At 58.5% G+C, this 12,930-nt stretch carries 12 protein-coding genes and 1 pseudogene; 10 read left to right on the top strand and 3 right to left on the bottom strand.

Annotated features, from left to right (window positions below; genetic code table 11):
* Position 1: 1 nt before the first annotated feature.
* Positions 2–1,162, bottom strand: coding sequence for a zinc metalloprotease HtpX (locus ACZ25R_RS21225; protein ID WP_472462122.1), 1,161 nt, complete (start codon positions 1,160–1,162; stop codon positions 2–4).
* 227 nt (positions 1,163–1,389) lie between these two features.
* Between ACZ25R_RS21225 and dnaK the strand changes: the two genes are divergently transcribed.
* The 8 genes from dnaK (at position 1,390) to ACZ25R_RS21185 (ending at position 10,145) form a co-directional block, all read left to right on the top strand.
* Positions 1,390–3,306 (top strand): molecular chaperone DnaK, encoded by a 1,917-nt coding sequence (gene dnaK, locus ACZ25R_RS21220; protein ID WP_403179652.1) that lies wholly within the window; start codon positions 1,390–1,392, stop codon positions 3,304–3,306.
* Positions 3,307–4,165: 859 nt separating this feature from the next.
* A complete protein-coding gene (gene dnaJ / locus ACZ25R_RS21215) occupies positions 4,166–5,296 on the top strand; it encodes a molecular chaperone DnaJ (protein ID WP_223613999.1) in 1,131 nt (376 codons plus the stop codon).
* A gap of 84 nt (positions 5,297–5,380) precedes the next feature.
* Complete coding sequence (pmtA, locus tag ACZ25R_RS21210) at positions 5,381–5,974, top strand: phospholipid N-methyltransferase PmtA (RefSeq protein ID WP_464662011.1); 594 nt, start codon at positions 5,381–5,383, stop codon at positions 5,972–5,974.
* A gap of 36 nt (positions 5,975–6,010) precedes the next feature.
* Positions 6,011–6,592, top strand: a complete 582-nt coding sequence (locus ACZ25R_RS21205) for an NADPH-dependent FMN reductase (protein WP_464662013.1) — start codon at positions 6,011–6,013, stop codon at positions 6,590–6,592.
* Between the two features lie 97 nt (positions 6,593–6,689).
* Positions 6,690–7,385 (top strand): orotidine-5'-phosphate decarboxylase, encoded by a 696-nt coding sequence (gene pyrF / locus ACZ25R_RS21200; RefSeq protein WP_472462535.1) that lies wholly within the window; start codon positions 6,690–6,692, stop codon positions 7,383–7,385.
* 55 nt (positions 7,386–7,440) lie between these two features.
* Complete coding sequence (locus ACZ25R_RS21195) at positions 7,441–7,728, top strand: DUF1330 domain-containing protein (RefSeq protein WP_223614001.1); 288 nt, start codon at positions 7,441–7,443, stop codon at positions 7,726–7,728.
* A 193-nt stretch (positions 7,729–7,921) separates the two neighbouring features.
* On the top strand, positions 7,922–9,199 hold the full coding sequence (locus tag ACZ25R_RS21190; protein WP_346307879.1) for a polyhydroxyalkanoate depolymerase: 1,278 nt from the start codon (positions 7,922–7,924) through the stop codon (positions 9,197–9,199).
* Between the two features lie 322 nt (positions 9,200–9,521).
* A complete protein-coding gene (locus ACZ25R_RS21185; protein ID WP_346307878.1) occupies positions 9,522–10,145 on the top strand; it encodes a transglutaminase-like cysteine peptidase in 624 nt (207 codons plus the stop codon).
* A gap of 63 nt (positions 10,146–10,208) precedes the next feature.
* Here ACZ25R_RS21185 and ACZ25R_RS21180 read toward each other — a convergent pair.
* Both ACZ25R_RS21180 and ACZ25R_RS21175 read right to left on the bottom strand, forming a co-directional pair.
* A pseudogene (locus ACZ25R_RS21180) lies at positions 10,209–11,645 on the bottom strand (YifB family Mg chelatase-like AAA ATPase); the annotation flags it as partial.
* Between the two features lie 46 nt (positions 11,646–11,691).
* Positions 11,692–12,018: a helix-turn-helix domain-containing protein gene (locus ACZ25R_RS21175; RefSeq protein ID WP_472462121.1), complete on the bottom strand. Its 327-nt coding sequence runs from the start codon at positions 12,016–12,018 to the stop codon at positions 11,692–11,694.
* Positions 12,019–12,168: 150 nt separating this feature from the next.
* Here ACZ25R_RS21175 and ACZ25R_RS21170 point away from each other — a divergent pair, with 150 nt between their 5' ends.
* Both ACZ25R_RS21170 and ACZ25R_RS21165 read left to right on the top strand, forming a co-directional pair.
* The gene (locus ACZ25R_RS21170) at positions 12,169–12,585 is read left to right on the top strand and encodes a PH domain-containing protein (RefSeq protein WP_472462120.1); all 417 of its coding nucleotides are present in this window, start codon (positions 12,169–12,171) and stop codon (positions 12,583–12,585) included.
* Between the two features lie 9 nt (positions 12,586–12,594).
* Positions 12,595–12,921 carry a hypothetical protein gene (locus ACZ25R_RS21165; RefSeq protein ID WP_472462119.1) on the top strand — a complete coding sequence of 109 codons (327 nt, stop codon included), beginning with the start codon at positions 12,595–12,597 and terminating at the stop codon, positions 12,919–12,921.
* Positions 12,922–12,930 lie beyond the last annotated feature (9 nt).

Here is a 12,930-nt window from a genome sequence, read left to right as displayed (position 1 = left end):
TTCACCAATACACGCCGCCGCGTGCCACATGCACGTGCGGGTCGCCATCCGGGGTGTTGAGGCTTCTCGGGCAGGCTTCGCACTCGGCTTCCGGGCCGGATACCACCGGCCTGCCGGACTGGGTGTTGAGCAGCGACAGGATTTCCAGATTGCTGGAATTCCAGCGCCCGTGCTGGCGGCCGATCTGCGGAACCGCTGAAGGGCGGGTGCGGATCCGGTCCTGCGGCTTGACCATGAGCGTCGCGAGGATGTCGTCCGGCAGTGCTTCGCCGCGGGCAACCACACCCGATGCATCCTTCAGGGCCTTCAGTCGCGCCACGCGGGTCTCCGTCAGCGGATGCGTGCGCAGGATCGACGGATCGGGAATGCGTCCGCCAGGCAGAATGAGATTTTCCCACAGCCTGCCCTGGGCCTTTTCCAGTTTCGTCAGGGCCTGGGCCAGCCCGTCCGGGTCGCCCGTCAGCAGGGATGCACCGAGATCGGCATCGAACTCCCGGGTGCGCGACAACGCCATCTGCAGCAGGCCGCCGATGGTCGGTGCAACCAAAAGCACAAGGACACCCAGCCATGGCACCTGCGCATGCGCGCCGCTGGCCAGGAATGTGATGTTGAAGAGCAGCGATACCATGCCGATGGTCGACATCAGCGAGGTGAAGCGCGACACCGTGTCGGCCAGTGCCATGACCTTCAGGTCCTCATTGCGGATATGGCTGATTTCATGCGCCAGCACGCCGGTGAGTTCGCGCGCCGTCAGCACCCGAATCAGCTGGTCCGTCACCGCGACCACGGAATTGTCTTTCCGGCCGACCGCAAAGGCATTCATCATGCGGGAGGGGATGACGTGGAGTTCGGGCGGGCGTGGCAGGCCGGCCCGGCGGGATAGTTCCTCGACGATGGCAAGCCCTTGCGGGAACTCTGCGCGTGTTACAGCCCTTGCTTTATACATTTTGAGTACCATCTGAGGACTGATGCGCCGTATGGCGACAAGGCTTATTGCGCCGAAAACAAAGGCGTAGATAATGCCGACGGGCCCCGCCAGCGTAAAAGCGCAGACAATGAGCAATGCCAGGCTTCCGGCAAGAAGCAGCCATGTATGCAGCGTATTGATCAGCTGGCTGCGCCGGTGTTCGGGAAGGTTGAAGTGGAGTGCATCATCGGTCATAGGCGATATATGGCGCTAAAAAGCCGGTTTGCCGAGTCTTTTAAGGCAATTAGGCGTGTAAATGCCGCAGCTTCTGACTTGCATGGTAATTTCAGCCTTCTTATATAGCCCACAACACGCAAGTTCGGCTCGCTGTGGTCGTCTTGTATTGTTTAACCCCCCCTAGGGGCTGCTGAATGGAATGCTCGGCAGAGGTCCCGGCAGCCTGCTGAATGGAGAGAAGTATAATGGCTAAAGTTATCGGTATCGATTTGGGTACGACCAATTCCTGCGTCTCCGTCATGGACGGAAAGAACGCGAAGGTCATTGAAAATGCGGAAGGTGCGCGCACGACGCCATCGATCATCGCTTTCACGGATAGCGATGAGCGCCTTGCCGGCCAGCCGGCCAAGCGCCAGGCTGTCACCAATCCTGAAGGAACTGTCTTTGCGGTCAAGCGTCTGATCGGACGCCGTTTTGACGATCCGACCGTTGAAAAGGACAAGAAGCTTGTGCCCTACCACATTGTCAAAGGCGACAATGGCGACGCATGGGTGGAAGTTCACAACCAGAAATATTCGCCCTCGCAGATTTCCGCGATGATTCTGCAGAAGATGAAGGAAACGGCGGAAGCCTATCTCGGTGAAAAGGTCGAGAAGGCCGTCATTACCGTTCCTGCCTACTTCAACGATGCCCAGCGTCAGGCCACCAAGGATGCCGGCAAGATCGCCGGTCTGGAAGTCCTGCGCATCATCAACGAGCCGACCGCAGCTGCCCTGGCCTATGGCCTCGACAAGAAGGAAGGCAAGACCATTGCCGTCTACGATCTGGGCGGCGGCACGTTCGACGTTTCCGTTCTGGAAATCGGCGACGGCGTTTTCGAAGTGAAGTCGACCAATGGCGATACGTTCCTTGGTGGTGAAGACTTTGACATGCGCCTGGTCGAATATTTTGCGGCCGAGTTCAAGAAGGAACAGGGCATCGACCTGAAGAACGACAAGCTTGCCCTGCAGCGCCTCAAGGAAGCTGCGGAAAAGGCCAAGATCGAACTGTCGTCGGCTCAGCAGACCGAAATCAACCTGCCGTTCATCACGGCCGATGCCTCCGGCCCGAAGCACCTGACCATGAAGCTGTCGCGCGCCAAGTTCGAGAGCCTGGTTGACGATCTGGTCCAGCGCACCGTCGAGCCCTGCAAGGCAGCGCTCAAGGATGCAGGCCTCAAGGCCGGTGAAATCGACGAAGTGGTTCTGGTCGGCGGCATGACACGCATGCCGAAGATCCAGGAAGTGGTAAAGGCCTTCTTCGGCAAGGAACCCCACAAGGGCGTGAACCCTGATGAAGTTGTCGCCATGGGCGCAGCCATTCAGGCTGGCGTTCTGCAGGGCGACGTCAAGGACGTCCTGCTGCTCGACGTGACGCCGTTGTCTCTCGGCATCGAAACGCTCGGCGGCGTGTTCACCCGTCTGATCGACCGCAACACGACGATCCCGACGAAGAAGTCGCAGACCTTCTCCACGGCCGAGGACAACCAGTCCGCCGTGACGATCCGCGTCTTCCAGGGCGAGCGTGAAATGGCTGCCGACAACAAGGCGCTTGGCCAGTTCGACCTCGTGGGCATTCCGCCGGCACCGCGCGGCGTTCCGCAGATCGAAGTCGGTTTCGACATCGATGCCAACGGTATCGTCAACGTGTCGGCCAAGGACAAGGGCACGGGCAAGGAACACCAGATCCGCATCCAGGCATCCGGTGGTCTTTCCGATGCCGATATCGAAAAGATGGTCAAGGACGCCGAAGCCAATGCCGAGGCCGACAAGAAGCGCCGCGAGGCGGTCGAGTCGAAGAACCAGGCGGAAGCCCTGATCCATTCGACGGAAAAGTCGCTGAAGGATTACGGCGACAAGGTTTCGGCCGAGGACAAGCAGGCAATCGAAACGGCTCTGGCCGAATTGAAGACTGCAGCCGAAGGCGATGACGCCGAAGCCATCAAGGCCAAGACACAGACGCTCGCCGAAGTTTCGATGAAGCTCGGTCAGGCTATGTATGAAGCAGCCCAGGCTGCTGAAGGTGAAGGCGACAAGACCGAAGCCACGGCCAAGGGTCATGAAGATGTCGTCGACGCCGATTTCGAAGAAATCGACGAAAACGGCAAGAAGAAGTCTGCCTAATCCGCAGCACACGATGTGATGAAAAGCCCGGCAGAAATGCCGGGCTTTTTGTTTGTGCTAGCGTGCAATGTCTTGCCTGCAAGACAAAGTCGCATGTTGTGCGTAGTTCGACAGGCTCACCATGAGGGGACTGGGTGGGCTGCAAAGTTAATCTGATAGGTGCAGAACTTGACTCGCTGCAATTCCTCAACCTCCCTCATGGTGAGCCTGTCGAACCACGCACCACAGCTCTGCCACGCCTCATCAGAAAAAAATCACGCCGACTTATCCAACACGTCCCAACCCAAGTTATTCTCAACGTGTCCTTTCCGGCGGGAATGCTTCCGGAAACTTTCGAAAGTCGGGAAAGGATCGGCGCTTCGGCCTCGCGGGGAGGAAAACCTGTGCGGCCGGGGAGGTTTCGCCTCTCTGCCTCCATTCCTCGCGAGGGAACGGGCAGAACAAGGCAAAATCCTCAAAAATCGCCGGAGCGGGTGGTCCTTGGATCGCAAGCATAGCATACCGCATACCCCAAGACCCGCGTTCCAGGGACCGCCCGTCTTTCCCTTTTTCAACAGCCAGACGCAATTGCGGGCGTGGCAACGGGAAAGGCCGGTTATGAGCAATGCCACAGGTCAACACAGGCGGATAATCGCGGTGCGCCAGCCCTTCAGGCGGCGGCGGATCGGGTCATTTCGGTTTTCTCACGTGCATAAAAGCGTGGAAGGATTGCCACACAAACGCAATAATGCGCAAATATGCGCCAAGTGGAACGAATCAATCCAAGTAGACTATGGCATTCGGGGCGCTGAACACCTAAATACCGGTCTAAAACGAGCCTCTGCGTGAGGCTCTCTGATTTCATGGAACGAGTGTTTGGATGAAGGCTGACTATTACGAAACCCTCGGCGTAGCGAGAGGCGCTGATGAGAAAGAGCTGAAAAGCGCTTTCCGTAAACTGGCGATGCAATATCACCCCGACAAGAATCCGGGCGATGAGAACGCCGAGCACAAATTCAAGGAAATCGGCGAAGCCTATGAAACCTTGAAAGATCCCAACAAGCGCGCGGCCTATGACCGGTTCGGTCACGCGGCGTTTGAAAATGGCGGCATGGGCGGAGGCGGCGGCGGTTTTGGCGGCGCCGGTGGCTTTGCCGATATTTTCGAGGATATTTTTGGCGAAATGATGGGTGGCGGGCGTCAGCGCCGCTCCGGCGGACGCGAGCGCGGTGCCGATCTTCGCTACAACATGGAAATCACGCTGGAAGAGGCCTATGCGGGCAAGACGGCGCAGATTCGCGTGCCGACATCCATCACCTGCGATGAATGTTCAGGCAGCGGCGCCAAGCCGGGCACATCCCCCGTCACCTGCAACACCTGCGGCGGTTCCGGCCGTGTCCGGGCGGCGCAAGGGTTCTTTTCCATCGAGCGGACCTGCCCGACGTGTCATGGCCGCGGCCAGACCATCAAGGATCCCTGCACGAAGTGCTCCGGCCAGGGCCGAATCACCGAGGAGCGTTCGCTCTCGGTCAACATTCCCGCTGGTATCGAAGACGGCACCCGCATCCGGCTGACCGGGGAAGGCGAAGCGGGCGTGCGCGGCGGGCCATCCGGCGATCTCTATATTTTCCTGTCGCTGAAACCGCATGAATTCTTCCAGCGCGACGGATCGGACCTTTACTGCAAGGTGCCGATTTCCATGACCACAGCGGCACTGGGCGGCCAGTTCGAGGTGGCCACGCTTGACGGCACGCAGACGCGGGTCAAGATCCCCGAAGGCACGCAGAACGCCAAGCAATTCCGCCTCAAGGGCAAGGGCATGCCGGTTTTGCGACAGCCCGCCATGGGCGATCTCTATATCCAGATTGCCATCGAGACGCCGCAGAATCTCAACAAGCGCCAACGCGAGTTGCTGGAAGAGTTCGAGCGCGTGTCGTCCCAGGACAACAGCCCGCAATCGTCAGGCTTTTTTGCCCGCATGAAGGAATTCTTCGAGGGACTCAGCGAGTAAATTTGTTACGGATTTAAGACAACTGGCCTTGCTTCCGCCACGAGTTGCGTCATAAATTTGTCTACCTGCGACGGGAGGATGGGAATGACACGACCACTGGGAAAAAAACTCGCTGAAAAATTCGGCGAGGAGATCCGGTTTTTCAAAGGCTGGATGCATGGACCGAAGGCCGTGGGCTCGATTCTGCCGACCAGTTCCATCACCGCGCGCCGGATGGCCAGCGTCGTCAATCCGCATTCCGGATTGCCGGTACTCGAACTTGGACCCGGCACCGGCGTGATCACGCGGGCGATTCTCAATCGCGGCGTTACGCCTGACAATCTGTTCTGCGTCGAATATTCCTCGGATTTCGCCGCGCATCTGCGCGCGGATTTCCCCGGCGTAAACATTATCGAGGGCGACGCGTTCAACCTCGACAAGACGCTCGGCGGTCACAAGGACCGGATGTTTGATTCGGTCGTTTCGGCGGTGCCGCTGCTGAATTTTCCGGTCGGCGACCGGGTGAAGATCATCGAGGACCTGCTGCGCCGCGTGCCGCATGGCCGCCCGATCGTCCAGATCACCTACGGTCCGATGTCGCCGGTTCCCGCCGGCCGCGGCAATTACAAGATCGAACACCTCGATTTCATCATCCGCAATGTCCCGCCCGCCCGCCTGTGGATTTACCGCCGCGCCTGATTTGCCTTTCATTGTCTGACCCACAGAGGGAACCCCATGCTGCCGAAGATCCTCGTTTTCGCAGGTTCGAACCGTACCGGTGCTTTCAGCGGCCAGGTCGCCGATGTCGCCACCCGGACATTGGCAGCACTGGGCGCCGAGGTGACACGCATAGCCCTCATCGACTACCCGCTGCCGATCATGGATCAGGATCTAGAGAAGGAAAAAGGCATACCGGAGAATGCCATGAAGCTCGGGCGGCTGTTTGCCGCCCATGACGGCATTCTCATCGCATCGCCCGAATACAATTCGTCGATCCCGCCGCTCTTGAAGAACACCATCGACTGGGTCAGCCGGATTTCGCGCGATGGCGAAAAGCCTTTGCGGCCCTATGCCGGCAAGATCGTCGCGCTTTGTTCATCCTCCGACGGCAATTTTGCCGGTGTCCGCGGGCTCTACCACCTGCGCTCCGTGCTGATGAATGTCGGAACGCTGATCATCAGCGAACAATGTTCCGTGGCCCATGCCCATGAGGCCTTCGCCAGCGATGGCTCGTTTCACGATGAACGGACCGCACGGTCCATGGAACGGGTCTGCCAATCGCTGATCGACCATGCACGGCTGGCAAAATCGCGCTGACAGGCGGTTTTTACCCGTCCTTTTGCCGTTGTGATCTTTCCTATCGGGCGCTGGTGTGCCATGGGATGGCGATCAACGGAAAAGGTGGTTTGTCATGATGGAAGCGGCTTTGCGCGATCGCCTCATCGTAGGCCTTGATGTGCCTGACCTGAAGGCGGCGGGCGATATCGTCGGTACGCTCGGGGATACGGTATCCTTCTACAAAATCGGCTATCAGCTGGCGTTTGCCGGTGGCCTTGGATTTGCCTCGGAACTCGTTCAGTCCGGCAAAAAAGTCTTCCTGGACATGAAGCTCCTCGATATCGACAATACCGTCGCCAAGGGCGTCGAGAATATCGTCAAGATGGGCGTTTCCATGCTGACGCTGCATGCCTACCCCAAGGCCATGCAGGCGGCCGTGGAAGCTGCGCGCGGTTCGGACCTGTGCCTGCTCGGCGTCACGGTCCTCACCTCCATGGACCAGCAGGACATGATCGATGCCGGTTACGAGCACGATCCGCACACGCTGGTGCTGATCCGTGCCGAACAGGCCCTGCATGCGGGAATGGGCGGCATCGTCTGTTCGGCGGCGGAAGCCTCCGCCGTGCGCAAGATTGTCGGGCCGGACCTTGCCGTCGTCACGCCGGGTATCCGGCCGAAGGGGGCCGATGTGGGTGACCAGAAGCGGGTGATGACGCCTGCCAATGCGCTGCGCGCCGGCGCGAGCCATCTCGTGGTTGCCCGGCCCATCGTTGCCGCCGGCGATCCCAGGGCTGCGGCAGAAGCGATCCTTGCCGAAATGGCGGGCGTCTGATCAAATCCACCGCGGTCCGGGTGAGTCACCGGACAATGCATGATGTGGAGGATGTATGGCCAAGGGATATTGGATAGCGCGCATCGATGTTCGCGATGCGGAGGGCTACAAGGGTTACATAACGACGGCAAAGCCGGCCTTCGAACGGTTCGGCGCACATTTCCTGGCACGTGGCGGCACGTTTCATGAACTGGAAGGCACGGCGCGCGGCCGCAATGTGGTGATCGAGTTTCCATCGGTGCAGCATGCCCTCGATTGCTACAACTCAGCGGAATACCAGGCGGCCAAGCTCATCCGGCAGCAATATGCCGACGGCGAAATGGTCATTGTCGAAGGCGCCTGATCTTTACCTGTGCAGTGCGCAATTCATGTTGCGCCTGCACAGGAAATTGTGAACATCTTTCTTTTCACTAATCCGTTTGTTGCATTGCAATATCGAACAAACCGGCTAGGGTCATTCTCCCATCAAGAACATTTTCATCTTTGATGATCATGTTTGTGAGATCGCCGTTGTGTTGATATGATCGGACAGTGGAATGTTTTACCAGCTTTATGAACTCAATCATGCCGCTCTCCAGCCCTACCGGGCCCTGGCGGATGCAACCAAGCTGTTCTACGACAATCCGCTCAATCCCTTTTCGCAGACGATTATCGGCCGGTCCATTACGGCGGGCTGCGAGCTGTTCGAGCGAACCACGCGCACCTACGGCAAGCCGGTTTTCAATCTTCCAACGACCGTCGTGGACGGCGAGGAAGTGGAAATCCGCGAAAAGATCGTCTGGTCAAAGCCGTTCTGCAACGTGATCCACTTCAAGCGCGCGCTGTCGTCAAAGCGTGCTGCGGACCCGAAGATTCTGGTGGTTGCGCCCATGTCCGGCCACTATGCCACGCTGCTGCGCGGCACCGTCGAAGCCCTGCTGCCCCATGCGGACGTCTACATCACCGATTGGGTCGATGCGCGCACCGTGCCGCTGACCGCCGGCCGTTTCGATCTGGATGATTACATCGATTATGTCATCGACATGTTCCACGCACTGGGTGAAGACACCCATGTGGTGGCGGTCTGCCAGCCATCGGTCCCGGTTCTCGCCGCCGTGTCGGTCATGGAAGCCAATGGCGACCGGTTTGCGCCGTCCAGCATGACGCTGATGGGCGGACCGATCGATACACGCAAGAACCCGACCGCGGTCAATATCCTGGCCGAGGAGAAGGGCATCGACTGGTTCCGCGACAATGTCATCATGTCGGTGCCATGGCCACATGCCGGCTTCATGCGCGATGTCTATCCCGGCTTCCTGCAGCTTTCCGGCTTCATGAGCATGAATCTTGACCGCCACATCACGGCGCACAAGGAATTCTTCATGCACCTGGTCAAGGAAGATGGCGATTCCGCCGACAAGCACCGGGAGTTCTACGACGAATATCTGGCGGTGATGGATCTGACTGCGGAATTCTACCTGCAGACGGTCGATACGGTTTTTGTCCGCCACGCCCTGCCCAAGGGTGAGATGACCCACCGGGGCAAGCTGGTCGATCCCGCGTCGATCCGCACCGTCGCGCTGCTGACGGTCGAGGGCGAGAACGATGACATTTCCGGTGTCGGGCAGACCAAAGCCGCCCAAACGCTGTGTGTGAACATCCCTGACGCCATGCGCATGCATCATCTGCAGGCCAAGGTCGGCCATTACGGCGTGTTCAACGGATCGCGTTTCCGTGCTGAAATTGCACCACGTATCGTCCAATTCGTTAACGACCATGCGCAGGCCAACCGCAAGAGCAATGTCACCCCGATCGGTAAACGCGCACGCAGCTGAACATGCCGTCCAATTGTCGGACAGCCATGCCGGAAGACTGAATCTTCCGGCATTTTTCTTCCGCTCCTCAGTAAAACGCAATGAATTCAAATCGCTACTGACATGGCCACGTACCTTTCGCAGGCGGTCAGCAAGGGCGTTATCGCCCTGCGGTTGTGAGCTGCCGCCGCGTACAACCTTCAAATTTTCGTCAAAATCTAGGAAGTTCAAATTTTAACCATATATTAACAATGGCGGGATCGTGGCGCCATTGTGATTGACTCATATCCCTCCCGGCCATTAACGTTTTGTTAACGAAGGCTGGTTGGGTTCGGAGTAAAGCATGTTCGGAGCGGTAAAGATTTTGAGGTCGATGGGGGTTGCGGCGGCACTTTTCGCTGGCGCACTCATCGCAAATTCCGCCTCCGCAGCTGAAGCTTTCATGCAGACCGGCGGTCTGACATCCCAGCCGATCGGCCATTATGAATTCTGCAAGCGCCTGCCGGATGAGTGCTCGATCCGCAGCCGCAATGTTGCGCCGGCCAAGATGACGCGTGATTTCTGGGAACTGATCGTCAACGTCAACAGCCATGTGAACCAGACGGTCAAGCCATTGACGGACATGGAAATTTACGGCGTCGAGGAATATTGGGGCTATCCCGACAAGGTCGGCAATGTCGGCGATTGCGAAGACTATGTCCTGGAAAAGCGCCGTGAACTGATGCAGGCGGGCGTTTCCCCGGCCGATCTGCTGATCACCGTTGTGCGCAAGCCCGATGGCGAAGGCCATGCGGTTCTGACGGTGCGCACCGATACCGGCGATTTCATCCTCGACAACCTTGCCGACAGCGTCAAGAACTGGTCGGAAACCGAGTACACCTACCTGAAGCGCCAGGCCACGAACAATACCGGCCGCTGGGTCAGCATCGAAGCCCCAAGCAATATTCTGGTCGGCTCGGTTCACTAAACCACTGCCAAGGCAATCAAGACATGCCGGACCGCCAAGGTCCGGCTTTTGCTTTTGTACATTTCACGCCGCCTCGTTGGCTGCGTCCTGTGCCATCCGGTAGGAAATGGCCTCAGCCACGTGAATGCGCCCGACAGCTTCGGCCCCGTCAAGGTCGGCCAATGTCCGCGCCACCTTGAGAATCCGGTGATAGCCGCGTGCGGAAAAGCGCATCTGTTCGGCAGCCTGCTGCAGCAGTGCCTGGCCGGGCTTGTCTGGCCGGGAAACCTCCTCGATCAACGCCGCGGGGCAATGGGCGTTCACTGTCACGGCGGGCGATCCCATTTGTTCGTAGCGGCGTCTCTGCAGGTCCCGGGCGCGGGCAACGCGCAGTGCGACCGATGCGCTGCTTTCGGCAACGGGACGGCGGATGAGATCGGCGGCGCTGACGGCGGGAACGTCGATGCGAAGGTCGATGCGGTCAAGCAGCGGACCCGAAATGCGGGCCTGGTAATCCTGGCGGCAGCGTGGCCCCCGGGCGCAGCGGTGTCCCGGTTCTCCGGCCATGCCGCAGCGGCAGGGGTTCATGGCGGCGACGAGCTGGATTTGCGCCGGATAGGAAATACGGTGATTGGCGCGGGCGATCACGCATTCTCCGCTTTCCAGCGGCTGGCGCAGGGAGTCGAGCACCTGGGGCGCGAATTCGGGAAATTCATCCAGAAACAGCACGCCGCGATGGGCGAGGGAGACTTCACCGGGGCGGGCGCGCATGCCGCCGCCAACCATCGCCGCCATGGAGGCGGAATGGTGCGGTGCCCGGAATGGCCGCCGGTCGGTGAGCCTGCCGCCCGGCAATTCGCCGGCGACCGAAGCAATCATCGACACCTCAAGCAATTCGTGCGGCAGCAGCGGCGGCAGGATGGACGGAAGCCGCTGCGCGAGCATGGATTTTCCCGCGCCGGGCGGCCCGATCATGAGGAGGTTGTGGCCGCCCGCGGCGGCAATCTCCAATGCACGCCGGGCGCCTTCCTGTCCTCTGATATCGCTCAGATCGGGCAGATCGGTTGCATTGGTCTGCAGGCACGGTTCAGGGCGCGACAGCACCTGATGGCCGCGAAAATGATTGGCGAGGCTGATCAGGCTGCGCGGCGCCAGAATATCGATCTGCGCGCCCGCCCAGGCAGCCTCGGGTCCGCAGGAGGCTGGGCAGATCAGGCCGCGCTCCTGCCGGTTGGCGGAGATCGCGGCAGGAAGAACCCCGGCCACATGGGTGATCGTGCCGTCGAGCGACAGTTCGCCGAGAACGACATAGGCCTCCAGCACATCGGCGGGAATGGCGCCGAGCCCCGCCATCAGGCCCATGGCGATCGGCAGGTCGTAATGGCTGCCTTCCTTGGGCAGGTCCGCCGGTGCGAGATTGACGGTGACCTTCTTGGGCGGCAGGGACAGGCCGGAGGCATGCAGCGCCGCCTGCACGCGCTCGCGGCTTTCGGCCACGGCCTTGTCGGGCAGGCCCACAATATGGATATCCGGGCGAATTAAATTTGAAGTGGCTGGGCCATTTCGATTACTGAAGAAAAGACTTGAGTTGTTGGATTGCTATCTTCAAATCGCGTTCTGAGAGGTCCAGCAATATTGCTGTCCCGTTCGCGACGAGCTCGTACTTCTGATCCGTCACATTCTGATCGGGCAAGCTGAGAAGAAAAGCCGCCGGTACTTGTAAGGCTTCACTTAGCCGGTAAAGCGTTTCGAAGCTCGGTTCATTAATACCTCGCTCAAGTTGAGACACAGAATCCGTCGAGCGATCAATTTTGACCGCAAGCTCTTCCTGCGTGAGACCTCTTTGCTTTCGAAGCTCCCTAAGGGCGATACCGAATCTCTTCGTGGCTGACATTATTCAGCATTGCCTTTATCGCCCTTTCGGTTGAACAGAGTAAAGTCGCAATTTGATATTGAAATCCGTAGTTATCTACGATTTTGCCGTGGATCGATTTGCCGACAACAGCTATGAAAAGATCAGGCAAACCTACAATACGGAGAAGAAATGGAAGAACAGACGATTTGGGTCGATAAGCCGGTACTGCGCGATGTGCTTCTCAATCCGCTTTGGATTTTTCTGTCAGTCGCTACGGGTGGCTTTTTCCTGTTCATCGTTGCGTATCTGGTGGTCGTCAGGCGGACAACCAAATACACGCTGACCAATCACCGATTGATCCTCGAAAAGGGGATCATCGCCAAGAAGATTGACGACATAGAACTGTACCGGATCAAGGATACCAAGCTTGATCAGGGAGTGATTGACCGGATGCTTCAGATTGGATCAGTCAAGGTCAACACGTCGGACGTTTCCGGAAACTGGAACATCCAGAAAATTCTCTCTCCCAAAGAAACCCGCGAGAAAATCCGTAAGGCGACGGAACAACTGAAGCAGAATCCCAACGTTCGCATTCATACGAGTTAGGAGAGCATGATGAGGATTCTTGTACTTGCTCTCCTTGGTGTCGTGTTCTCAACAGCGGCTTCTGCTGAAACGGTCCGGCTGGACAGGCTGGATAACGCTACACGAACGTATATTCAGCGTGGTTTGGAAGATCGCGATTATCGGTGTTTCGAATATGCGCTGAAATACCTTCGGGGGAAGGCCAAGCCGAAGGACATCTACGTGACATTTGATGATCCAAGCCAAGGTGCAGTCAGCTTTGGTGTCGGAGAGAGCGGAGACTCATACGCATGTTCGAAAGGAGAACTATCCAATTGGGATGCGGGTTCCAAGACCGTAATTAAACAACTCCGATAATTTATACAG

This window comes from Phyllobacterium sp. RCAM01083 (assembly GCF_055685835.1).
This window is presented reverse-complemented; position numbering and strand designations above follow the sequence as displayed.